Source organism: Micromonospora sp. NPDC051006, from assembly GCF_044456245.1.
GTDB lineage: Bacteria > Actinomycetota > Actinomycetes > Mycobacteriales > Micromonosporaceae > Micromonospora.
The window spans coordinates 31,265-53,290 of the sequence record NZ_JBITFP010000022.1; the positions used below are offsets into that span (position 1 = coordinate 31,265).

Consider the following 22,026-nt stretch of genomic DNA (forward strand, 5'->3'; position numbering starts at 1 on the left):
ACGCGGAGCTAGTGCCCGCCACGCGAACCGTCCGGAGATCGTCGGCTCCCTGGTAACCGTGGTACCGGTGGCGGTTGCTGGGGAGTTGGCGGAACGCGCCTAGCACGTCGGTCAGCTGGCCGTTGCCCGAATGGGAGAGCACGACGCTGGGTGCGGCGGCAGCCCTCGTCGGCCGTCAGGCCCTTCCGTGATCGGGAGGTACGTCTTGTCCGTGGGCGGCGCAGCGGCGTGGTACGACTGCTTCAGCGACATGCCGACGAAGCGGGCGGGCAGGTGACGACGAACAGGGTGGCCAATCTGCTGCGCAAGCGTGAGAGTCCGCAGCGGCCGACCTTCCTGGAACTGTTCTTCGATGTGGTGTACGTCTTCGCGCTCACCCGGATCGTGCACGAGTTGGTGCTGGACTACACCAGGGGACACGTCGCCGAGACGTTGACCACTTCCCTTTCGGAAAACGGCGAGACGCTGCTGCTGCTCCTGGCCCTCTGGTGGATCTGGACCCAGACGGCGTGGATGACCAGCAGATTCGACCCGTTCCAGCCGGCGATCCAGGTCGTTGTCGTCGCGACGATGCTTGGGAGCCTGTTCCTGGCGGTCGCGATATCCGGGGCTCTCGCCGAGACCGGCATGCTCTTTGCGGGCACGTACGTCGCGATCCAGGTGGGCCGCACCCTCTTCTTCGCGCTCACCCTGCGGGGTCACGATCTGCGCCGCGTCAACATGCTGGCGCTCGTCTGGTTCGGCGCGTCGGCCGTGCCGTGGCTCACCGGAGCTTTCGCACCGGAGTTGACGCGCAATTTGCTGTGGACGCTGGCCCTGGCGATCGACTACCTGGGGGGCAGACTCGGCTGGCCGGTACCGTGGCTGGGTCGCGCACGGGTGTCGCCGTGGGCCGTGGCGGGCGAGCACCTGGCCGAACGCTACTGGCAACTCGTGATCGTCGCGCTTGGTGAGACGATCCTGACCTCCGGGTCGAGTCTTCTACGCGGTCCGATCGTGGCTGAACGAACAGTGGCCCTGACATTGTCGTTCCTCACCACGGTGTTGCTGTGGCGGATCTACTTCTACCGAGCCGGCCAGATCTTGGGCGAGGCCATCGCGGCATCCGCCGCCCCAGGCAGGCTCGGTCGGTCGGCCGAGTTTTCCCACCTGCTCATGGTGGCCGGCATCGTCGCCACCTCAGCCGGTTCCGAACTCGTCCTCATAGATCCAACCGGACACGCCAAACCCGCCTGGGTCGGCGCCATCCTCGGCGGGCCCGCGCTCTACCTCGCCGGGCGCTCATTGTTCGAGTATGTGGCCTTCGCCCGCGTGTCCCGGCCGCGGCCGATCGGGATCGTCGTCCTCGCGTGCATAGCGCCGGTGATGGTCGGCCTGCCGCCACTCTGGGTCGCCGCGGCGGCTGCCGCCGTCCTTCTCGGCGTCGCCGTCTCGGACGCGGTCCGAGCCCACGGACGCCCACTGGAGCAGGCCTCGCCGCCTCGCTGATGTGTACCCGGCGTTGGCCAGGCGGCGACAGCGCCGCGCGGGCAGCCAGGCCTGGACGCGAACTCGACGCCGCCGGTGCCACGGAGTCGGGGAGTGGGGCTGGCCGCAGCGCGGGGCCGGTCCGGGCGGTGACACCACCCGGGCCGGCCCCGCGCCGCGACGCTCAGCCGTCCAGGTCGCGCTGCGCCTGGTTGGCGGCGTCGAGTATCGCCTGCCGCTGTTCCTCGGTGTGCCGGCCGGCGGTGACCCACTCGGCCGAAACCTGCCGCACCCGCTGGAGGAAGTGCCAGTGGCTGGCGAACGGTGCCTCCGCCCAGACTCGGTCGAGGAAGGTCTCGCCGTTCTCGTCGCGCACGCCGTCGTTGGGCACTCCGGACCCGACCGTGCCGAAGACCACCTCGGGCTCGATCCGCTTGACGTATGGGTGGTAGGCGTTGAACTCGCCGGGCACCGGGTCGGAGATGTAGTACGGCGCCAGCGTGTAGCCGTGCGTGGTGAAGTGCATCGGCACGTCGGTCGACTGGATCGAGCTGGCCAGGTCGCCGTTGAGCTTGAGGTCGCGATAGAAGCTGAACTCGCGGTAGCTCGGCGTCGCGTCGCGGACCACCATCAGGGTCGGGCCGTACATGATCGACTGGACCGACTTGTCGTCGAGGGCCTTCTCCACCCGGAAGCTCATCGGCATGTCGATGTCGATCGTGTCGCCGCGGTTCCAGCGTCGGTCGACGGTGACGTAGCTGCCGGGCTTGGCCTCCAGCCGCTGGGGGCGCCCGTTGACCCGTACCGTATAGCCCTGCGTCGCCCACGACGGCACCCGCAGCCGGACCTTCAACCGCCCGCCGCCCTGCTCGAAGCGGAGCCGGCTCGACCCCTCGGTCGGGTACCGCGTCTCCTGGGTGATGACGAGACCTCGGTCGCGCCAGGTGAGGGTCGAGGCGATGAAGAGGTTGACGTAGAGCGTCGACTCGTCGGCCGAATGGAAGTAGATGGTCTCCTGGTACTTGGTGTGGCTCTCCAGGCCGGTGCCGTTGCAGCAACTGCCGTTGCCGCCGTACCGGCTGTATTCGACGGTGTTGCCGATCCGGCGCGAGCGGCCCGGCCACATGTTCTGGTGGTACGTCACCTCGGTGCTGGTCACGCTGTCCACGTCCCGCCGCGAGCTGAGGATCTGGTTGTGCAGGGCCTTCTCGTAGAAGTCCATGTAGGCCGGATCCGGGTCGTGGAAGAAGAGGTTCCGGGTCAGTCGCAGCATGTTGTAGGCGCAGCACGTCTCGGCGTGTCTCGGGTCCGACGTTGAGGTGAATCCGGCGGTGATGACGCCGCGCGGGCCGAAGTGTTCGCTCCGGCCGGCGCCGCCGTTGCTGAAGGTGCGGTGCGGCACCACCATCGACCAGAAGTGCTTGGCCGCGACGTGGAAGTCCCGGTCCCCGGTCCGCTCGAAGATCCGCAGGTAGCCGATGTTCGGCGCCATGTACTGGTTGGCGTGGCGCCCGTTGAGCTCGTCCCGCTCGGCGAGGGAGGCGTCGAAGAGGGTGGTGAAGGTGAAAGCCTTCGCCGTCGCCAGGTACTGCGCCCGCTTCTTGGCGCCGTGGGCCAGCGCCGAGAGTTCCGCCATCACCTCGTTCATCGACCCGGCTTCGCCCGCGCTGTAGATGGTCCACATTCGATCCAGCTCATCCTGGCTGTACCGGCTGAGCCGCTGGTGGGCCCAGTCGCCCATCCGGAAGGCGATGTCGAGGGCCTCCTCGTTGCCGGTCAGGTGGTACGCGTTGAGTAGCCCTCGCATGATCTTGTGGCAGGTGTACCAGACCGCCCAGACCGCGTTCGGCCCGCTGTTGGGCTGCAGGGTCGGCGGCTCGAGGCGACTGAACTGGCCCTCCGGGAACGCGGCCAGGAAACCGCGGTAGCTGGTGCCGATGATTCTCGCGTCCCGCCGGTTGCCCGAGTGGTCGCGGGCGGTCTCGCCTTCGGTGTCGAAGCGGTACCAGGCGACCAGGTCCGCCGGGGACGCGGCCGGGGCCGACGCCTGTTCGGCGGCGAGCGCCTGAACCTCGGTCCCGCTCAGCGCTCGACGGTAGATCCGGAAGTCGTCGACCGACGTGTTCAGCAGCGGGTCGTTGTTGCTCTGCCCGCGCCCGATCCAGTTGTTGCCGGTCGCGCCGAGGCTCGCCGGGGTGAGCGTGATGGCGGCCGTGCCGGCCTCCACCCCGTCGACGTAGAGCCGACCGGTGCCGTCGGCGGCGGAGAGGGTGACCGCGACGTGCGCCCACTGACCGACCGGGACGGGAACGCTGTCGCCGCTGATCCGCTGCTCGGCGCTGGCGCCGCTGTTGGTGATCGCGAAACGCGGACCGGGGTTGGTCGCCGAGACCCGCGCGGTCAGCGAGAGGTGGACGTTGGCACTCGTGCCGAAGCTGAAGATCTTGGGGTTGTTCTGCGCCGCCGCGAGGTTCACCCAGGCCGCGATGGTGACGTCCGCGACGTCCGTCAGGATGCCCGCGGGCAGCAGGACGTACTGGTTGGGGTGCGGGTCGCTGAGCCGTACCGCCTTGCCCGAACGGCCCGGCACCCGACCCACCGGCCGGGCGTCCAGCGCCCGTTGGCACTTGCCCAGTTCCTCGACCAGGTAGTCGAGCTTGTCGAGGAAGACCTCCTCGCCCGCGTCGGCCCAACATTGCGAGAGCATCGTCAGGTAGTGACCGGTGAAGTGGCCGCGCAGCAGGTGGTTCGGTGTGTCCCAGCCGCCCGGCCAGGTCCCGGGAGCGGGCAGGCCGGCGTTGACCCGGAACAGGTGCAGCATGCGGTCCGGCCCGTCGAAGACACCGCCGGTGCCGGGGTAGTTCCGGGCGTAGTTGAGCATCCGGTCGCGCTTCTGCTGGAAGATGCCGTCGCGCAGGGCGACCTGGTTCAGCGCGAAGGGCTTGACTCGCCAGTTGGCGGCCTCCCAGCCCGGCCGCGGGTGTTTGCTTCCGGCGCCGTCTCGGCCGCTGTGGGTACCGCCCGAACCAAATGCGGGCGCGGTTGGCGCGAGGGTCATCGCGGCCGGGGCGGCGGCCGCCAATGCGCCGATGCGCAACAGGTTCCGCCGGGAGAACTGCTTGCTCACGTCACTCTCCTTGGACTGGGCTGTGACCAGGTGGCTGGCCGGGACGGGACACCCCCGGGCCGCCCCGCCGCTGGAGCAGGAATGTTCGCGCTAACAACACGACGCGTCGGGGGACGGCTTGGCGGGCCATGACGGGGGATCAGCTCAGGCAGGATGGCGCCCTGTCGGTGGTGGGGGCGCTACTGCACGTACATGCTGCCTATGTTAGCGATCACTACACCACGGTCAAGAGGTCTGCGCGTGTCGATGGGGGAGCGGGTGCGGTGTGACCGCGGCGGCGTCCTGCCGGCGTGGCCTCCTGACCCTCCCGAGAACCGCTACCTGCGGCTGTTCGAATCCGGCCGTCCCGACCCAGACAAGAAGCCCTGACCAGCAGAGACGCTGGCCAGGGCTTTTGCCCTCCACTTTGGAGCTATCTCAGGCGGCGGGACCGAACCACCGTGGCAGGTGGTTGAGCAGGTCCTGCTGGTCGTTGCCGATCCAGGCCACGTGGCCGTCCGGGCGCAGCAGCACGGCCGGGATATCCAACTCCTCGCTGACATCGACGACGTGGTCGACCCGATCCGTCCACCCCGCCACTGACAACTGCCCGGCCTGGTCGAGCAGCAGCCCGCGGCCGGCGTGCATCAGCTCGTAGAGGCGCCCGCGCTTCAGCCGCACGTCCCGCAGCCGTCGGCCGAGCAGGTCGTGGCCGTCGCCGAAGTCGTAGCGAACCCCGATCGCGGTGATCTTCCCGATCAGGTGCCGGTTCACCTCCTCGAAGTCCATCAGCTCGGACAGCAGGCGACGCACCGCCTGGGCGCCCGGCTCGGTGGACATCAGCTGGATCTGGGCGCGGGTGTTCTCCAGCACGGCGGCGGCCACCGGGTGCCGTTCGGTGTGGTAGCTGTCCAGCAGCCCGTCCGGCGCCCAGCCGCCGATTTCGGCCGCCAATTTCCAGCCGAGGTTGAACGCGTCCTGGACGCCGAGGTTGAGGCCCTGCCCACCGGTCGGCGGGTGGATGTGCGCCGCGTCGCCTGCCAGCAGTACCCAGCCTACCCGATAGCGCTCGGCCAGCCGGGTGGCGTCACCGAACCGGGACAACCAGCGCGGTGAGTGCACGCCGAAGTCGGTGCCGGCCAACGCCCGCAGCCGCTGCCTGACCTCCTTGAGGGTTGGCGGAACCGTACGGTCCTCGACCACCCCCTCGGCGGGCACGACAACGCGGTACACCCCTTCGCCAAAGGGCGTGACGCCGAACCGCGTGTGGGTCTTGCGGACCTCGGCCACCACGGCGGCCACCGTCTCCGCCGGCACGGCCACCTCCATATGGCCCAGCAGCGTCTCGACCCGCGCCGGTTCGCCGGGGAAGCCGACCCCGAGCAGCTTGCGTACCGTGCTGCGGCCACCGTCGCAACCAACCAGGTAGCGCGAGCGCAGCCGCGTCCCGTCGGCCAGCTCGACGGTCACGCCGTGTTCGTCCTGGCTGAGCCCGACCAGTTCACAGCCGCGCCGGATCTCGGCGCCGAGCTCGCCGGCGCGCTCAGCCAACAGACGATCGATCGTGGGTTGTGGAATGCCGAGGATGTACGGGTGTGCGGTGTCCGGCAGATCGGGTGACGGCCTGGAAATGCCGGCGAACAGGCCACCGACCGGGTACTGGCGGCCATGCGCGAGGAACCGCTCCAGCAGACCGCGCTGGTCCATCACCTCGATGCTGCGTACGTGCAGGCCGAGCGCACGAACCTGCTGGGTCGGCTGCGCCTCCTTCTCCACCACGACCACGCGTACGCCGTGCAGCCGCAACTCGCTGGCCAGCATCAGCCCGGTCGGGCCGCCGCCCACAACGATCACGTCGACCATGAACCGTCCAATCGCTAACTGTTCTCCTGCGGCCTGACGGTCAGGCCGGCCCGGCGTCCGGGGCCGGGACCGCCTTCTCTGCGGCTCGGCTCACCGCTTCCCAGGCGGCCCAGGTGTCCATCCGTCGCCTCGAGATGTCGAAGGCCACGTCGTAGACCATGCTGCCCAGCAGCAGCCGCAGTGGCGGCTCGTCGCTACCGACCAGCGTCATCAGCGCGTCGGCCGCCAGCCGGGGTTCGCTGTCGATCGACCCCTCCGCCCACTGCGCGGCCAACTCCGCGCGCAGCGCGTCGTACGCCGGGTTCGGCGTGGTTGCCCGGCTGCTGGTGTAGAGATCGGTCCAGTAGCCCCCCGGCTGGACGATGGTGACCTTGACGCCGAACCTGGCGGCCTCGGCGGCCAGTGCCTCGCTCAGGCCTTCCAGCGCGAACTTACTCGCGCTGTACAGCCCGGTGCTGGGGAAACCGCCGAGCGCGCCGATGCTGGAGATCTGCACGATGTGCCCGCTGCCCTGTTCCCGCAGCCGGGGCAGGACGGCCTGGCTGACCCACAGCGCGCCGAAGAAGTTGAGCTCGAGTTGCGCGCGGGCCTCGGCCTCGGTGAACTCCTCAACCATCCCGGTGAACAGCGCCCCGGCGTTGTTCACCACGACGTCGAGCCGTCCGAAGTGCGCGGCGGCCCGGCCGACCACGTCGAAGACCGCCGAACGGTCCGTGACATCGAGTCGCAGCGTCAGCAGCCGACCCGGGTGTTCGGTGCGGAGATCGTCCAGTGGTGACGTGTCGCGGGCCGCTCCGACCACCCGGTCGCCGGCGGCGAGCGCGGCCTCGGTGAAGGCGCGGCCGAGGCCACGACTCGCCCCGGTGATGAACCAGACCCGCGAACCCGCACTGTCTGCCATTGCCATGAACTCCCTCTCATGCACAGCGAGCTGCTCGACGTCATGTGTTGGACGGTCTTCGATGGCGACACGCTACGTGTCGTGCACCGAAAGTGTCAACACGGCACGTGTCGTTTCCTGGTACGGTAAGAACCGTGCCGACATCGCCTAACCCTCTGCGCCGCAACGAGGCCAGTCGCCGGGCCATCCTGGACGCGGCGCTGCAGCTGTGCGCCGAGCTTGGCTACGGACGGCTCACGATCGAGGCCATCGCGGCCCGCGCTGGCGTCAGCAAGAAGACGATCTATCGGTGGTGGCCTTCCAAGGGAGCCGTCGTCCTGGAGGCCGTCAACGACGTGGCGACCACGGTCGCCGAACACCCGTACAGCGGCGACCTCGCCGCTGACCTACGCACCCAGCTCACCGCGGTCATCGCCCTGCTCACGCCTTCGAACACGTCCGCCGTCGTCGGCCTCATCGCCGAGGCCCTGCACGACGACGAGCTGGCGCAGGAGCTACGAGAGCGGCTGATCCGGCCACGCATCAGCGCATTCAACAAGCGCATGCACCAAGCTCAGCTCGACGGGCAGCTCGCCGCCGACGCCGATCTGGACGTGGCCGTCGACCTGGTCTACGGGCCCCTCTATCACCGGCTCGTCTTTCACCTCGGCATGCCCGACCAGGAGCAGCTGCACACGCTCGTGGCGCACGCCCTCCGCGCCCTCGGCCAACCCGCGCACGACATCGAAGCCACGGCACCACCGACGACCTGATTTCCGATCAGAGCGTGAGCCCCGCCGCACTGCCTGGGAGTGTCATGACAAGTAGGTTCACTGAGTTGGTCGTTGACTGCCACGATCCAGAGAGGCTCGCGGCCTTCTGGTGCGAAGTCCTGGACTTCAAGGTGATCGACCGAAGCGAGGGCAAGGTCGAGATCGGCTCCTGGGTGCCGACTGTCGAGGACGTTCGGGCCCGCCAGATGTCACCCACCCTGCTGTTCATCCGGGTGCCCGAGGGCAAGACCGTGAAGAACCGGCTTCACCTCGACGTCAGCCCGATCGACGGCAGCACAGAGGACGAGGTGACCAGATTGCTCGGCCTCGGCGCCACCAGGACGGATGTGGGCCAGGGGTCAGACCGGAACTGGGTGGTCATGGCAGACCCGGAGGGCAACGAGTTCGACGTCCTACGCACCCTGGCACCGCAGAACTAGGTCGCGGTGCGGCTGTTCAGGACAGGCGTGCTGCTGCCGCGGCGCGGACGTCGGCCGCTTCGATCGGATCGTCGCGCAGGTAGCGCAGGCGGTCACGGGATCGATCGTCAAGGGTCACATGCTGAGCGGCCAGCAGGCGCACCGCCGACTCACAGTCCCCCAGCCCTTCGGACAGACAACCTGAGGCTCCGTCGGGGTCCAGGGCCAGCCGCGCCCTCAGGTAGTCGGCCCGCTCGTACGAGTGCGGGCTGAACCACAGCCGGCGCAACCGAGGTAGCTCTGCCGATGCCTGTGGGCCGCCGATCCGAGCCAGCCCCTTCACCAGGTCGTCGTACCCGCACCGGTCGGTGGGCGGCTGTCCAGGCAGTCGAGTCCGGCGACGAGCGCTGGCACGTCGGCCTGCCCGCCGTGTGCCGCCAACAGCCGCACTCCGGTCCAGAACAACGGATGCCGCGGTGTGGTCGCCCACGTCCGCGCTGCCGGCAGGGCGACTGTGCCGAGCTGTCCCATCGCCGCGGCGAGCGGGTGCCCGACATCGGCGGCGACCAGCGTGTCGACGATCTCGAGCAACGCCGGTTCGGGTGGCCGCCGGCGCAACTCGCGTAACGCCGGGCGCCAGTCTGTGACACGGCCGGTATCCCGCAGCAGGTCCAGCAAGGCCCTGGTCGTGGTGTCGGCGTACGGTCGGGTTGGTGCTGGCCGGCGCTTCGCGGCGTCCACCGCGGTGGCGATCCGACTACTGCGTTCGGTCCATGCGGTCCAGGGAGCTGAGCGCCACAGGATCTGGTCAGGAGTGGTCGAGTTGAGCCGGCCGGCGCCGACCGGGTACAGGTCGTCCCACCAGCGGATCGGCCAGGACCGGGCCACGGTCTCCAGGGCTTCGAGCCATCGCTCACCGCTTCTGATGTAGCGGCGCACCTCCGCCACCACCTCGCCGACCCCGGCCCGGCCGAGAACCTCCAACACCCCCAGCGGCGCGCCGCGGCCAAGGCCGCGCTGCAGCGACCCCAGCAGGGTACGTGGGCTCGCGTAACACCAGTCGGGGTCGGAGTCTTCGGTGTCACCACTCATCGGCAGGCAGTCTGCCCCGACCGCCCACGACAGTGCCTTCGGTTTCTTGTACCCCGCCAGCCCACACTTCGGCACGGCAATTAGTGAGATCCATCAATATTGACGGCCATCATTAGTGGCGACAGGATCTCGGCACCACCACCGTGACTCCCCTGGGAGGCGCCATGACCCGTCCCCGCCTGCCGCTCCTGCGGGCAGCCACCCGGTTGGCCGCACTCGCTGCGGCCACCGCCGGCGTGCTGCTCACCGTCGCGACACCTGCCAGCGCCGCCGTACCCGCCGGGCGCTACGTCGCGTTGGGCGACTCGTACACCGCCGGCCCGCTGATCCCCACCCAGGTCGACCTGAACTGCCTGCGGTCCAACCGCAACTACCCTTCGCTGACGGCCGCGTCGGCCGGCTCGTCGTCGTTCGCCGACGTGAGCTGCTCCGGCGCCACCACCGACGACATCCTCTACGGTGGCAGCGGCCAGTTGGGCATCACGGTGCCGCCACAGCTCAGCGCGGTCACGTCGAACACGGCGCTGGTGACGGTGCAGATCGGCGGCAACGACATCGGCTTCTCCGGCATCATCAGCGACTGCGCGGAGGCGAGTCTCAGCAGCCCGCTCGGATCGCCGTGCAAGGACCGGTACACCGCCGGAGGCACCGACCAGTTGCAGGCCAGGATCGCCGCCGCCGCGCCGAAGGTGACCGCTGTGCTGCAGGCCGTCCGCCAAGCCGCGCCGGGCGCGCGGGTCGCGGTGCTCGGGTACCCGGCGATCCTGCCGGACACCGGATACGGCTGCTGGCCAGTGGTCCCGATCGCCTACCAGGACGTGCCGTACCTGCGCGGAATCGAGAAGTCGCTCAACGCGATGTTGGCCAGCACCGCGACCGCGAACGGCGCGATCTACGCGGACGTCTACACCCCGTCGATCGGCCGTGACGCGTGCAAGAGCAGCAGCACCCGGTGGGTCGAGGGACTGGTTCCCCAGAACTCCGCTGCCCCGTTCCACCCGAACGCCCGGGGCGAGCAGGGCATGGCCAATGCCCTTCTCGCGAGGCTGAACAGCTGATCGGGCGTGCGAATGGTTGAGCCGGGTCCCGTCGTGCAGCGGCGGGACCCGGCTCGGCGTCACAGATCGGCGATGGTTCCCGCGGTAGTGGGCGGTGTGCCGACGGCTTCGACGGGGATGCGGGCTGCGGGCTGCGTGGTCAGGTGTGCGGCACTCACCCGGTCGAGGCGGAACCAGCGGATCGCCTGACGAGTGCGGCAGTGCCCAACGAGGTACCAGTGTCCCTGGGTGCGGGCCAGGAGCACGGGGTCGAGGTGGCGAGTGGTGTCCTTGCCGTGCCCGTCGCGGTAGTGCACGACGAGCACGCGTTGTTCGTGAAGCGCCTGCTCGATCGCTCGTCGAGTCCGCGCGCCGCCGGGAGCATCGGTGTGGTCGATCCAAACGCGTTCGTTCAACGCGGTCGCGTGTTCCCGTGCGCGGCTGTCCATCACGCCGAGAACCTTGACGAGGGCGGCGCGGGCGTGGCTGTCGAAAGGTTGTCCGCGGTGGGCGGCCACGGCGGCGGCGAGGCCGGAGACCTCGGCGTCGGTGAAGTTCACCGGCGGGAGCGTCGCGGCCGCGTCGACCACGTAGCCGCCACCGGGACCGGGTCGCGCCCAGACCGGGAAGCCGCTGTGTTGCAGGGCCGAGATGTCGCGTTTGATCGTGCGGACGCTGACCTCGAAGACCTCGGCGAGCCGTTCCGCGGTACGCCCGGCAGGCCCTGCCCGTCGCAGTTCCTCACGCAGGGCGTAGAGACGGTCGGTGCGGCTCATCCATAAATAGTGACATGCCGGTGACATCCGTCCGAGTGACGATGCTGTCATGAGCACCTCACACGATCCGATCTTGTTCCTCAGCGGCGCCGGGCTTCCTGGCTGGATCTGGGATGACGTCCGCCGCAGTCTCGGCGAGGGGCGGGAAACCCGGGTCGCTTCCCGACCTGGGAACGGCCGGGCGCGGTTGCGTGACTACGCCCAGGCCGCCATCGACTCCGCGCCGACGGGCGGGTTCGTGATCGTTGCGCACTCAGCCGGCGGCGTGATCGGCTCCGAAGTCCTCCGGCTCGTACCTGAGCGTGTCAGTGCCTTCCTGGCGATCAGTGCCGTGATCCCGCGGCCGGGAGGGTCGTTCATCTCGGCGATGCCGGTGCCGAACCGGTGGCTGCTCAGCGCCGTCATGCGGTTCGCCGGGACCCGGCCACCTGACTCGGCGATCAGACGCGGCCTCGCCCACGGCCTGGCCGAGCAGGTCGCCGACCGCATCATCGCCGACTTCACCCCCGAGTCACCTGGCCTCTATCGAGACGGGACCGCCCACCGGGAGTGGAGCGGGTGGCGCGGTTACCTGCGTACCAGCGGTGACCGTGAGTTGCCGATCGCGCTGCAAAGACGATGCGCCCAGCGCCTCGGCGCCGCCTGGCAGTACGAGTTGGATGCGGGGCACCTGCCGATGCTCGAAGACCACCCGGCCGTGGCGGCCTCCATCACGCGATTCCTCGATTCACGTCGGGCGCCGGTTGACTCACGCGCAGAAATCCTCGGTTAGTACGGCTGCGCCGACGAAGGCCACTTCCCCAGCGTGCGCACCGCGGTCGAAGACACCGCGGCCAGTTCGGGCTGCGCAGGCAGAAATACCGTGGGGACGCCCAGCGACTGGTTCATCGCGGCGAGCTGGTACTCGGTCCGAAGGTCGGTGGTGTTACGCACGCCGCGGACGATCACTCCTACTTCATGCCGACGGCAGTAGGTGGAGGTCAACCCGCCCCAGGCCGCAACGGTGACGGACGTCCACTCGACCGGCAGAAGGGCCCGGACAGCCGCCGCTCGCTCCTCTTCGTCGGTGCCCGGATGCTTGATGCTGTTGACGGCGACGAGCACGACCACTTCGTCGAAGAGGTCGCGTGCCCGGTTCACCACGTTCAGATGCCCCGGAGTGAAGGGATCAAAGCTACCGGGGTAGACGGCTCGCACACGTACGCGACCGATGGTGTGTTCGATCGGACGTCGCTCCGCCGATGGTTCGGGGGTCACGGCCGCAGACCCGCGGCTTGCGCCTCACTGCTGCAGGCAAGCGCGGCGAGCGAGACCCGCACGCCGTTGTCGGTGCCCATGGCCCGACTGTAGGTATCGGCTGTCGGATTCGTCGGCCCCTGGGCGTGGGCAATATGTCACAGCGCCGTGGACACGTCTGGCACTGGCCTGGCTGCACCCCGGTGCGGCCGGCTCCCGCTGGCGCACCGAGGAGCGGCTCAAACCGGCGTGGCGGCTCATCGGCCAAGTTGATCAAAGTAGGTGGTGCGGCTAGCGTGCGCCCGTGAAAGCTCTCCGTGTCCCCGCCGTTGTCGTGTTCTCTGCCTGCCTGATGGCTCTCGCCGCCTGTGGTGGGGAGGACGCTGCGACGACGGCTGGCCCCTCAGCCTCTGTCTCGGCGGCCCCTTCCTCGGCCGATGCCACCCCCTCCTCGGCGCCGTCGTCGCCTGCGGCAGGCGGCAGGAGCGACAAGGAACTCTGCGAGTCCGCGAAGAAGGTCGGCGATGACCAGAAGGCGGCGCTCATCGCGGCGATGCAGTCCGGCGAACCGTCACCGGCGGATTTCAAGAAGATCCTGACCGAGATGAGCGAGCAGATGGCGACGCTCGCGTCCGCCGGGGGCGACAGCGACGTGGCCACCGCCATGTCGCGGTTCGGTGCGCAGGCCTCGAAGGCGGCAGCCGCCGCGGACCCGGTGGGCGCCGCCGACAACGCCGCCTTCGAGAAGGCCGGGGCGGACATCACCGCGGCCTGCAAGGCGGCCGGAGTCAGCGTCAACTTCTGAGCGCGCCGCCCACAGCGGCCAAACTCGCCTCCTTCGCCGCTGTCGCCGGGAATCACGTCTCGTCTCCGGTGCCAGCGGCGAGGTGCAGGTGATGCCGTACTGGATCTCGGGGGCCGTAGGCACCGCCGAAAATGCGCGGACCCGCCCGCTTTGCCATGGTGAATGACAGAGTGAGCGTCGTGACGACGAACGAGCCCGCGGCGACCGACCCGGAGTACGCCGCCGCGCTGGACACGGCTGAGCGCCTGCTGGGCTTCCGTCTGGAGCGCTTCCTCGGTGCCAGCCCCGGTGAACCGGCCAACGGCGCGGACTTCAAGCGGATCGCGACGGTGCACGCATTCGGCGACGCCTGGCCGCGCACCGAGCACCTGGACACCCGCTCCCGGGCGCTGGTCTCCGTGACCATCGCGGCGACCCTCGGCGTCCTGGAACCGCTGCGCGGTCAGCTCCGCATCGCGCTCAAGGCCGGTGTCACCAAGGAAGAGATCGCCGAGGTGTTCGTGCAGATCGCGGTCTACGCCGGCGTGGCGCGCGCGTTCGACGGCTACCAGGTCGCGACCCAGGTCTTCGCGGAGAGCTAGGGCCGGCGGCGGGCGAAGAGGATGGCCCCGGGGATACTCTCGTCCAGGTCGATCAGCAGCTGGGCCTCGACGGTGAATCCGGCGTCGCGAAGCCAGGTTGTCACCTGCTCGGGCCGACGGCGGTGGACGTGGACCTTCATCGGGTGGCCGCCGTAGCCCTGGGTCTTCAGTCGCGACTGGTCGCCGACGTGAAAGCCGAGCAGCAGCAGCCCACCGGGACGCAACGCCCGCCGGAACTGGCCGAGAACCGTGCCGACCGTGTCGTCGGGGACGTGGATCAGCGACCACCAGGCGAGCAGGCCGGCGAGCGAGGCGTCGGCGAGGTCCAGGTCCGTCATCGAACCCACCTCGAACCGCAGGCCGGGGTGATCGCGCCGGGCCACGCCGACCATCGCGGGTGAGAGGTCGATGCCGAAGGCGTCGACGCCCAACTCGCGCAGATGGGCGGTGACATGTCCTGGTCCGCAGCCCACGTCCGCCACCGGCCCGCCGCCGGCCACGTGGACCAGGTCGGCGAACATCGCCAGACTCCCGCGTAGGTAGGGCTCGCCGGCGAGAGCGTCGCGTACCTGGTCGGCGTAGCTGACCGCGACGGTGTCGTACGAGGCCCGGGTGTCCGCCAACCAACCTTGATCGCTCATCCCGGAGAGGCTAGTGGCCCGGCGGAGCGTCGGCACCACTGCCAGGGCGAGCGGACCGGTCGCGCCCGGGCCGGCGTGGTCGGGAGGTTATCGTCACGGAGTGCCTGAACTGATCGCGCCCACCGTCAGTCTGCACGCCGCCTGGCTCGAAGCACGCGACGACTGGGGTCCCGGCGTCCACGAGGACGGGTTCGGGCTGCGGCCGTCCGACGAGGTCGAGTCGCCGACCGGGTTCGCGGCCTGGGTGGCCCGGCTGACCGCGCAGTCGGACCCGGCGACGCCACTGGAGGCGGGCCGGGCGCACTGCACGTACCGATGGATCGTGGAGGGTGACCAGGTGCTCGGCGGAATCGCGCTGCGGCACGAGCTCGCCAACGACTTTCTGCAGCGGATCGCCGGTCACATCGGCTACGGCATCCGGCCGTCGGCCCGGCAGCGAGGGCTGGCCACCTGGGCGCTCGGGCGGATGCTCGAGGAGGCGCGCGGGCTCGGCCTGGAACGGGTGCTGATCTGCTGCGCGACCGACAACGTCGCCTCGGCGAAGACGATCGAGCGCCACGGGGGTGTCCTCGAGGATGTCCGGGACACCGAGCTCGGCGCCGTGCGCCGTTACTGGGTGAAGCTCTGACCCACGTGTCGACGAGACCAGGCGGACGGTTCGTGGCAGGGACAACCGAGGCTGGCCTGCGGGCTACATGAAGTTGCGGGTGTGCAGTGCGGAGAGCGCGGCCGCCTCGTCGCTGCGGAAGCCCAGCCGGACGAGCCGGCGTTGACGGCCCTGGTCCATCGCGTTCTGCAGCTCCTGCACCCGGTCGTAGCCGGCAGCAACGTCGTCGGGGTTCCAGCCGCCGGCCGCGAGCACCACGAGGGCGTCGAAGACGTCCGCGTTGAGGCCCGCGGTGTCGGTCAGCGCGTCGTGGCGGCGGTGGATGGCCGCGCGCAGCCGATCACGTAGCGACGGATCCACGGCGGCCTGATGTTCGAGGTGCGCCATGCCGAACACCACGTGGCGGCGTTCGTCCTGCATCGCCAGCCAGCAGATCCGGCGGGTCACCGGGTCCGGGGCGTTCTGTTCGAGAAACGCCAGGAGGTCGACGAAGCTGCCCTCGCCGAGCACGGAGAGCAGGAACGAGGCGAGCGCGAAGTCGGACTCGGCGACGAGGGTGAACAGCGACTGCCGGCCACCTGCCGAGGAGGTGCCCAGCTCCGTGCCGCGCAGCAGCGCCCGTCGGCTGAACACCTCCATGTGCCGGGCCTCGTCGGCCATCTGCACGGCGAGCAGCTGCACCACCTCGCGGAAGTGCGGGTGGATCCGACCGACGAAGCGGGCCGGCACGACGAGCGCGGCCTGCTCGTTCTCGACCAGGTAGGTCATCACCTGCACGACAGCGGCCTCGACGTCGGCCGGTAGCGTGAACGCGTCGTGCCACGGCACGGCGGTCTCCGGGTCCCACTGCCGCGCGGCCGCCTGCGCGTACAGCTTCGGCGCGACGTCGGCCCACACCAGGTCACGCTCGTCCAGGTCGAAGCGGGCCTCGGGCCCGCCGGCTTCGAGCAGCGCGCCACGGGCGCCGAGCCCCCAGCGGGACGGCGGGCGACTGCTCAAGGCCGGTGGCAGAGCCGGCCCGGCGCGCTCCGCGCCGAACCAGCGCTCGTCGTCCGCCGAGCCGCGGACGATCACCGCCACCAGGTCCGTCCGGTCGGCCGGGTCCGGCCACTCGACCCGGTGGCCCCGGCTGCGGCACCACGCCGGCAGGTGTACGCGCAGGGCGGGATCGCGGCCGGAGACCGCCACCCGGCCGCCCGGCGGCAGCCGGGCCAGAGCGCGCTGCACCAGCAGGTACGCGCCGCGGCCGAAGCCCAGCCCGCCGAGCTGCACGTCGACGTCGGCCGCCGGTGCGGTGCTCACGGCTGGTAGTCCTCGGCGGTCACCCGCCCGTCCTCGGCGTAGAACCCGATGGCGTCGACCGCGCTGGCGAGGGCCTGGTAGCCGGTGGTGCGGCCCTTTTCCCACGCCGTCAGCCCTTCGAGGTCGAGCAGCGGCCGGACCTGCGGGTCGGCGTACGACATGCCGCGCAGCAGCTCGCCGAAGAGCGTGACCCCGGCGGAGGCCGGCTCGCGGACGGTCATGTTGCAGTGGTCGTAGGGCGCGGTCTGCGCGACGATCCGGGTGCCCTCGGTGGGCAGCGTGCCCTCCTGGACGAACGCCAGGTGGTTGGCGTCGATCATGCATGCGGCGTCCACCTCCTTGGCCACGAGGGCCCGGGCGGCGTCGCGCTCGCCGCCGATGTGGTCGCCGTGCAGGCCGACGCCGACGTCGAACCTGCGGATTCCGACCTCGACACCGGCGGCCGCGAGGTGACCGAGTGGAATCAGTGTCGCCTGCGGGCTGTCCACGGCGCCGACGGCGACCGTCATCCCGGCAAGGTCCTCAACTCGTTGCACCGGCGAGTCGGCGCGCACCACCACGACCGAGGTCAGATCCCGGTCGGTGTCACGCATGGTGAGGGCGCTGACGGTGCCACCGGTGGCCGCCGCCAGCCGCTCGGCGCGCAGCCAGGCGAGCGGCGAGTTCCAGGCCGCGTCTATCCGCCCGGCGACGAGGTCCTCGACCTGCCGCTCGTAGTGCGAGTAGAGGACGAAGTCGAAGTCCAGGCCGCGCCCGCGCAGCCAGGCGCGGAAGCCTTCCCAGATGGTCACCACCTTGGGGTCGTAGGCCACCGCGCCCATCAGGACAGCTGGCGCCGGCATCAGCGGTTGGCCTCGTCGAGCAGAGGCAGCCCGGTGGCGACGCGGCCGACGAAATCGTGCAGGGCGTCGGTGGTCGGCGCCATCACCCGGGCGGCGCGGGAGTCACGGAACCGGCGTTCGAGCCCCAACTCCTTGCGGAACGCGCTGCCACCGCAGAGCTGCATCGCGCCGTCGGTCACCTCGGCGGCCGTCTCGCCGCCGAGCGCCTTGACCTGCAACACCCGCAGCATCGCGTCCTCCCGACCGGTCTCCAGCGCCGTGAGGGTGTCGCCGAGGAAGGCCCGCAGGGCGTCGGTGCGGATCTTCAGCCGGGCGAAGTCGCGTCGGGCGACGGGCGCGTCGCGCAGGGCCGCGCCGGTGTGCGTGAGCGTGGTCCGGGTGAGGTGCCGGCCGGCCTCGGTGACCGCGCTGTCCGCGAGACCGAGGCAGAACGCGGCGTTGAGCACCAGGAACCAGGGGAGGACCGCGCCGAGCGCGGTGTCGAGGCCGGCGCCGTCGGCGGCGAGCATCGCGTCGGCGGGGACGCTGAGGCCGTCGGCTGTCATCGGTCGGGAGCCGTTGCCCCGCAGGCCGAGCCCGTCGAAGTCGCCGGTGACATCGAGGCCGGCGCTGCCGGCGGGAACGAGCCACAGTGTCATCGGACCGGCCTCCGGTGACAGCGGAAGGCTCGACCAGACGTAGCTGTCCGCCTCGCCGGCCGACGTGACCCAGCTCTTGCGGGCGTCGAGCCGTACGGTGCCGTCGTCGGCCGCGGTCGCGCTGCCCGTCGGCGACCAGAAGTGGCTGCGCGATCCGAACTCGGAGAAGGCCAACGTGCTCAGGTGCTCGCCGGCGGCAACGGCCTCGCGCACCTCGCGCGGGCCGTGCGCCTCGATCACGGCGGTCGCCGCGTAGTGCATGAGGACCACCATCGCCGTGGACCCGCACTCGGCGGCCAGCCGCTCGATGAGCTCGGCGACTGGGCGCATTCCCTGCCCACCGCCGCCGACCTCCGTCGAGGAGGCCAGGCTCAGGAAACCAGCGCCGGCGAGGGCGTCGATGCCCTGCCGAGGGAAGGCCCCGCCGCGGTCGACGGTCGGCGCCTGGGGTCGGATCACGTCCTCGATCACTGTGCCGAGGGTGTCCGGGTCGTCGGTGACGGGATGGGCATTGTCGACGGTCGCCGTCATCTGAATGTCCTTTGGTCGACCCACTGGGACCGCCGTCGAGGCTATCTGCTATGGAGACCGGCGCGCGAGAACGTCGGATGGTCGTCTTTGCGTGCGAGGCGCGGTCCCGACGTCGTCGGGACCGGGCGCGCGGGCCGCCTCAGGTGGGTGCGGCACGCTCGGTTGCCTGCTCAACGGCGGGCGGTGGCGTCCTGGCGGTGCGCCCGGCCGTGCCCGTCGTCGCGGTCGATCCGCAGTTCCCGCTCCAGCTCGGCGATGACCGCCCGCAGGTCGTCGAGCCGCTGGGTCAGCGCGATGCGGTCCACCTCGTCCGGTACGCCGTCGCCGTCCTCGTCGTACCCGGGGGCGAGCCGCTCGGTCATCTCCAACCGGCGTGCCTCCTCCATCGAGTTGACGATGACCGCGATGAGGATGTTGAGCAGCAGATTCACGGTGATCACGACGTAGCTGACGTAGTAGAGCAGGGTCCACGGCGAGATCGCCATGCCCTGCTCGATCAGGTCCGGCAGCGTCTCCAGGGACAGCAGCACGAACAGCGTCAGCAGGGACCGGCCGATGTCACCGTACTGCTCCGGATAGGTGCTGCCGAAGATGAGCCAGCCGGCCATGCCGTACACGTAGAGGGTCACCACGGCCAGGGCGAGGAAACCGCCGACGCCCGGCAGGCTGCGCCACAGTGCGGAGACGATGGTGCGCAGCCCCGGAGAGAACCGCACCAACCTGACCATCCGGGCGACCCGCACCACGCGCAGCAGGGCCGGGTCGCCGTGCAGGCCCGGTATGAAGATCGCCGTGATCACCGCGAAGTCGAACACGTTCCAGCCGTGCTGGAAGAAGTCCTGCGGCCGACGCCCGTAGGCCACCAGCCGGATGGCGATCTCGACGACGAAGACGGCGCGGAAGAACAGCTCCAGCCCGTGCAGCGCCGCGCCCGCCGCCACCAGGTCCGGATAGGTCTCCAGACCGAGGACCACCCCGTTGGCGAGGATGACGACGACGATGCCGATCTCGAAGGGACGGGACCGGGCCAGTCGATCGCAGGCGGCGGCCAGCCCTGGGCGGCGGGCGGGCGCGGCCGGCTTGCCCCGCTGGGCAGGCGCGGGTGGTCCAGTCACCGGGTCGCCAGTCCCGTCGTACGCGTCGACGCCGCGGTCTGGGCCCACCTCTGGCCGGCATCGTCGCGGTGCGGGCGGCGTACGGGCATGCCGAACAGCCTAGCCAAGGTCGTTGCCTCGCCAAGGCGCCAGCGGAGGCCGCGCCAGGGTGAGCGAGCTACCCGCCTAGGGTGAACGGCGTGTCGCGCATCGAGCTGACCACGACGGTGAGAGCAGCGCCGGAGGCAGTGTTCGACGCCTGCCTGGACGTCGGTCTGCATACCGAGTCGATGGGCGCCAGTGTCGAGCGTGCGGTCGACGGCGTCACGAGCGGCCAGCTGACGGCGGGGGATGTCGTTACCTGGGAAGCGCGGCACTTCGGCATCCCTTGGCGCATGACCGTTCGGATCACGGACTATCAGCGGCCGAACGGCTTCACCGACGAGCAGGTCCGCGGCCCGTTCCGGCGATGGCGCCACCAGCACGTCTTCACGCCGGATCCGCTCGACCCATCGGTCACGATCATGCGGGACGTCATCGAGTTCAGCGCTCCGATGGGGCCCGTCGGCGCCATCGTGGCCAGCCTTGTCCTGCGACCGTATCTGCGCCGACTCATCACGCGGCGCAACGCGTTTCTCGCCGGTCACGTCGGGGCGGGACGTGGCCGCCCCGGGTGACCGGCGTCGGCGTGACCGTCAGAGGTGCGCCCGTTCCGGCGTCACCGGAGCGGCGAAGAACGCGGCGAACGGGTCGACGAGTCTCGGACGCGCCCGGTTGATGGCGTCGTGGCCGCTGCGGGGCACGATCAGGGTCCGGGCGCGTGGCAGCACCCGGGCGAGCGCCTCGTTGAGTTGCGGGTAGTAGGGAGGCCCGTCGGCGCCGCACGCCAGCAGCACCTCGGCGGTGATTCCGGCGTACTGGTCGGCGGGGCCGTCGTGCTCGTGGATCAGGCGCGACTCGTCCAGGGTCATCGGCAGCAGCTCGCCCATGCTCCGCCCGATCGGGGTACGCAGGAACAGCCGGCAGATCGCGGTCTGCACGCCGAGCGGGAGCTTCGCCGACGCCGACTGGGTGTTGATGCCGCCCGCGGTGATGGCCATGCCCCGGGCGGTGTCGCCGGCGCGCAGCGCCTCGACCGCGGCGTCCAACCAGTCGGCGGGAAACCCGCCGTCGATGGAGATCGCCGCGTCGTAGAGCGCGAGCCGGTCGATCGGCAGCCGGAGCGCGGCCCGCATCGCGATGAAACCGCCGGAGCTGTGCCCGATGACGTTGCGGGCGCCGGTCTGCTCCAGCACCACGGCGAGGTCGTCGATGTCCTGCTCGAAGTGGTAGGGCTCCGACCTGGGCGGGGCGTCCGCCCGCCCGCGCCGGTTGTAGAGGTGCACCGTGAACCGGTCGGCCAGCGCCGCCGCCAGTCGGCGGTAGACGTCGATGGTGACGCCTCCGCCGTGCACCACCACGATCCCCGGACCGGTGCCCGTCGTGTGCAGCACGATGCTCGCGCCGTCCCGTGCGGTGATCCGCGTCATGACCCGCCACCTCCTGCTACCTAAACTGCGAACGTCGTTTGCAGTTTACAGTGAATCGGTGAGCGACGCATCCACCTCTCCCGGCGACGGTGACTCCGGGCGACAACCGATCTGGATCCGAGCCGAGCGCGGCAGTCGCGGTCCCGCCCCGGCGCACAGCCGCGACGCGATCGTGGCCGCTGCCATCGCCCTGGCCGACACCGACGGCCTCGCCGCGGTGTCGATGCGGGCGGTCGCCGCCGCGCTGGGCACCGGCGCCGGCTCGCTCTACCGGTACCTCTCGTCCCGCGACGACCTGCTTGACCTGATGACCGACCGGGTGGTGGGGGAGCTGCGGCCCTATCCGGAGACCGACGGCGACTGGTTGGACGACCTGCTGCTGCTGGCCCGCCGGCAACTGGCCCTGTTCCAGCGCCACCGATGGCTCATCGACGTCATCCACCGGCCCTCCGGCATCGGGCCGGAGGCGCTGGCCTGGTTCGACAACTGCCTGCGGGTCATGACTCCCGTACGCCGCCCCATCGCCGCGAAGTTCGAGGCGATCGCGATGATGACCGGTGTGGTCAGCCTCTTCGCCCGTAACGAGGCAGCCGCCCCGCCGTTCACCTTCGCCGGCTTCGACCTCGCGGCGTACCCGCACCTGGTGGCGGCGTTCCGCCAACCACCGGCGTCCGCACCCGCGACGGACCTCTTCGAGCGGACGCTGCGCGGCCTGCTGACCGGCCTGCTCGGCACCGACCACCCGGAGGGGTCGTGAGCCCCTCCGCACCGCCGGGCAGGGCGTCGCGACCAGCCGTACCGACGGCT

23 protein-coding genes are annotated in these 22,026 nt (G+C 70.3%); 10 read left to right on the plus strand and 13 right to left on the minus strand.

Annotated elements, in window-relative coordinates:
- Positions 1-288 precede the first annotated feature (288 nt).
- Positions 289-1,488: a low temperature requirement protein A gene (locus ACIBBA_RS26330; protein ID WP_396700606.1), complete on the plus strand. Its 1,200-nt coding sequence runs from the start codon at positions 289-291 to the stop codon at positions 1,486-1,488.
- Between the two features lie 163 nt (positions 1,489-1,651).
- Here the strand turns inward: ACIBBA_RS26330 and ACIBBA_RS26335 are convergent, their stop codons facing one another.
- From ACIBBA_RS26335 to ACIBBA_RS26345, 3 genes are all read right to left on the minus strand, one after another.
- Positions 1,652-4,594 carry a beta-L-arabinofuranosidase domain-containing protein gene (locus ACIBBA_RS26335; RefSeq protein ID WP_396700607.1) on the minus strand — a complete coding sequence of 981 codons (2,943 nt, stop codon included), beginning with the start codon at positions 4,592-4,594 and terminating at the stop codon, positions 1,652-1,654.
- Positions 4,595-5,011: 417 nt separating this feature from the next.
- Positions 5,012-6,436 (minus strand): rifampin monooxygenase, encoded by a 1,425-nt coding sequence (rox, locus tag ACIBBA_RS26340; protein ID WP_396700608.1) that lies wholly within the window; start codon positions 6,434-6,436, stop codon positions 5,012-5,014.
- Between the two features lie 40 nt (positions 6,437-6,476).
- A complete protein-coding gene (locus tag ACIBBA_RS26345; RefSeq protein ID WP_396700609.1) occupies positions 6,477-7,337 on the minus strand; it encodes an SDR family oxidoreductase in 861 nt (286 codons plus the stop codon).
- 134 nt (positions 7,338-7,471) lie between these two features.
- On the opposite strand from ACIBBA_RS26345, the gene ACIBBA_RS26350 reads away from it, so the two are divergent.
- Together ACIBBA_RS26350 and ACIBBA_RS26355 are read left to right on the plus strand one after the other, a co-directional pair.
- Entirely contained in the window at positions 7,472-8,089 is a 618-nt protein-coding gene (locus ACIBBA_RS26350) for a TetR/AcrR family transcriptional regulator (protein ID WP_396700610.1), read from the plus strand.
- Positions 8,090-8,133: 44 nt separating this feature from the next.
- Entirely contained in the window at positions 8,134-8,529 is a 396-nt protein-coding gene (locus ACIBBA_RS26355; protein WP_396700611.1) for a VOC family protein, read from the plus strand.
- 16 nt (positions 8,530-8,545) lie between these two features.
- Here the strand turns inward: ACIBBA_RS26355 and ACIBBA_RS26360 are convergent, their stop codons facing one another.
- Together ACIBBA_RS26360 and ACIBBA_RS26365 are read right to left on the minus strand one after the other, a co-directional pair.
- The gene (locus ACIBBA_RS26360) at positions 8,546-8,851 is read right to left on the minus strand and encodes a hypothetical protein (RefSeq protein WP_396700612.1); all 306 of its coding nucleotides are present in this window, start codon (positions 8,849-8,851) and stop codon (positions 8,546-8,548) included.
- Positions 8,848-9,600 (minus strand): hypothetical protein, encoded by a 753-nt coding sequence (locus ACIBBA_RS26365; protein ID WP_396700613.1) that lies wholly within the window; start codon positions 9,598-9,600, stop codon positions 8,848-8,850. The genes ACIBBA_RS26360 and ACIBBA_RS26365 overlap by 4 nt, the downstream gene beginning before the upstream one ends.
- Before the next feature lie 164 nt (positions 9,601-9,764).
- On the opposite strand from ACIBBA_RS26365, the gene ACIBBA_RS26370 reads away from it, so the two are divergent.
- Positions 9,765-10,658 carry an SGNH/GDSL hydrolase family protein gene (locus tag ACIBBA_RS26370; protein ID WP_396700614.1) on the plus strand — a complete coding sequence of 298 codons (894 nt, stop codon included), beginning with the start codon at positions 9,765-9,767 and terminating at the stop codon, positions 10,656-10,658.
- 59 nt (positions 10,659-10,717) lie between these two features.
- Here the strand turns inward: ACIBBA_RS26370 and ACIBBA_RS26375 are convergent, their stop codons facing one another.
- Positions 10,718-11,413, minus strand: a complete 696-nt coding sequence (locus ACIBBA_RS26375; RefSeq protein ID WP_396700615.1) for a helix-turn-helix transcriptional regulator — start codon at positions 11,411-11,413, stop codon at positions 10,718-10,720.
- Between the two features lie 73 nt (positions 11,414-11,486).
- Here ACIBBA_RS26375 and ACIBBA_RS26380 point away from each other — a divergent pair, with 73 nt between their 5' ends.
- Positions 11,487-12,185 (plus strand): alpha/beta fold hydrolase, encoded by a 699-nt coding sequence (locus ACIBBA_RS26380; RefSeq protein WP_396700617.1) that lies wholly within the window; start codon positions 11,487-11,489, stop codon positions 12,183-12,185.
- Here ACIBBA_RS26380 and coaD read toward each other — a convergent pair.
- A complete protein-coding gene (gene coaD / locus ACIBBA_RS26385) occupies positions 12,182-12,610 on the minus strand; it encodes a pantetheine-phosphate adenylyltransferase (RefSeq protein WP_396700618.1) in 429 nt (142 codons plus the stop codon). The genes ACIBBA_RS26380 and coaD overlap by 4 nt on opposite strands.
- A gap of 343 nt (positions 12,611-12,953) precedes the next feature.
- Here coaD and ACIBBA_RS26390 point away from each other — a divergent pair, with 343 nt between their 5' ends.
- Positions 12,954-13,454, plus strand: coding sequence for a hypothetical protein (locus ACIBBA_RS26390; protein WP_396700619.1), 501 nt, complete (start codon positions 12,954-12,956; stop codon positions 13,452-13,454).
- A 179-nt stretch (positions 13,455-13,633) separates the two neighbouring features.
- The gene (locus ACIBBA_RS26395) at positions 13,634-14,035 is read left to right on the plus strand and encodes a carboxymuconolactone decarboxylase family protein (RefSeq protein ID WP_396700620.1); all 402 of its coding nucleotides are present in this window, start codon (positions 13,634-13,636) and stop codon (positions 14,033-14,035) included.
- Here the strand turns inward: ACIBBA_RS26395 and ACIBBA_RS26400 are convergent.
- A complete protein-coding gene (locus ACIBBA_RS26400) occupies positions 14,032-14,676 on the minus strand; it encodes a class I SAM-dependent methyltransferase (RefSeq protein ID WP_396700621.1) in 645 nt (214 codons plus the stop codon). The two genes, ACIBBA_RS26395 and ACIBBA_RS26400, sit on opposite strands and share 4 nt — an antisense overlap.
- 100 nt (positions 14,677-14,776) lie before the next feature.
- On the opposite strand from ACIBBA_RS26400, the gene ACIBBA_RS26405 reads away from it, so the two are divergent.
- Positions 14,777-15,304 (plus strand): GNAT family N-acetyltransferase, encoded by a 528-nt coding sequence (locus ACIBBA_RS26405; protein WP_396700622.1) that lies wholly within the window; start codon positions 14,777-14,779, stop codon positions 15,302-15,304.
- Between the two features lie 63 nt (positions 15,305-15,367).
- On the opposite strand, the gene ACIBBA_RS26410 is transcribed toward ACIBBA_RS26405, so the two are convergent.
- From ACIBBA_RS26410 to ACIBBA_RS26425, 4 genes are all read right to left on the minus strand, one after another.
- Positions 15,368-16,585 (minus strand): ferritin-like domain-containing protein, encoded by a 1,218-nt coding sequence (locus tag ACIBBA_RS26410; protein ID WP_396700623.1) that lies wholly within the window; start codon positions 16,583-16,585, stop codon positions 15,368-15,370.
- A complete protein-coding gene (locus tag ACIBBA_RS26415; protein WP_396700624.1) occupies positions 16,582-17,427 on the minus strand; it encodes a phosphate/phosphite/phosphonate ABC transporter substrate-binding protein in 846 nt (281 codons plus the stop codon). Before ACIBBA_RS26415 ends, ACIBBA_RS26410 begins: the two co-directional genes overlap by 4 nt.
- On the minus strand, positions 17,427-18,596 hold the full coding sequence (locus tag ACIBBA_RS26420; protein ID WP_396700625.1) for an acyl-CoA dehydrogenase family protein: 1,170 nt from the start codon (positions 18,594-18,596) through the stop codon (positions 17,427-17,429). Before ACIBBA_RS26420 ends, ACIBBA_RS26415 begins: the two co-directional genes overlap by 1 nt.
- Before the next feature lie 170 nt (positions 18,597-18,766).
- Positions 18,767-19,711 (minus strand): ion transporter, encoded by a 945-nt coding sequence (locus tag ACIBBA_RS26425; RefSeq protein WP_396700626.1) that lies wholly within the window; start codon positions 19,709-19,711, stop codon positions 18,767-18,769.
- 179 nt (positions 19,712-19,890) lie between these two features.
- On the opposite strand from ACIBBA_RS26425, the gene ACIBBA_RS26430 reads away from it, so the two are divergent.
- Positions 19,891-20,367 carry an SRPBCC family protein gene (locus ACIBBA_RS26430; protein WP_396700627.1) on the plus strand — a complete coding sequence of 159 codons (477 nt, stop codon included), beginning with the start codon at positions 19,891-19,893 and terminating at the stop codon, positions 20,365-20,367.
- Positions 20,368-20,385: 18 nt separating this feature from the next.
- Here ACIBBA_RS26430 and ACIBBA_RS26435 read toward each other — a convergent pair whose 3' ends face one another.
- On the minus strand, positions 20,386-21,219 hold the full coding sequence (locus ACIBBA_RS26435; protein ID WP_396700628.1) for an alpha/beta fold hydrolase: 834 nt from the start codon (positions 21,217-21,219) through the stop codon (positions 20,386-20,388).
- Positions 21,220-21,277: 58 nt separating this feature from the next.
- Here ACIBBA_RS26435 and ACIBBA_RS26440 point away from each other — a divergent pair, with 58 nt between their 5' ends.
- On the plus strand, positions 21,278-21,976 hold the full coding sequence (locus ACIBBA_RS26440; protein ID WP_396700629.1) for a helix-turn-helix domain-containing protein: 699 nt from the start codon (positions 21,278-21,280) through the stop codon (positions 21,974-21,976).
- The last annotated feature ends 50 nt before the right edge of the window (positions 21,977-22,026 follow it).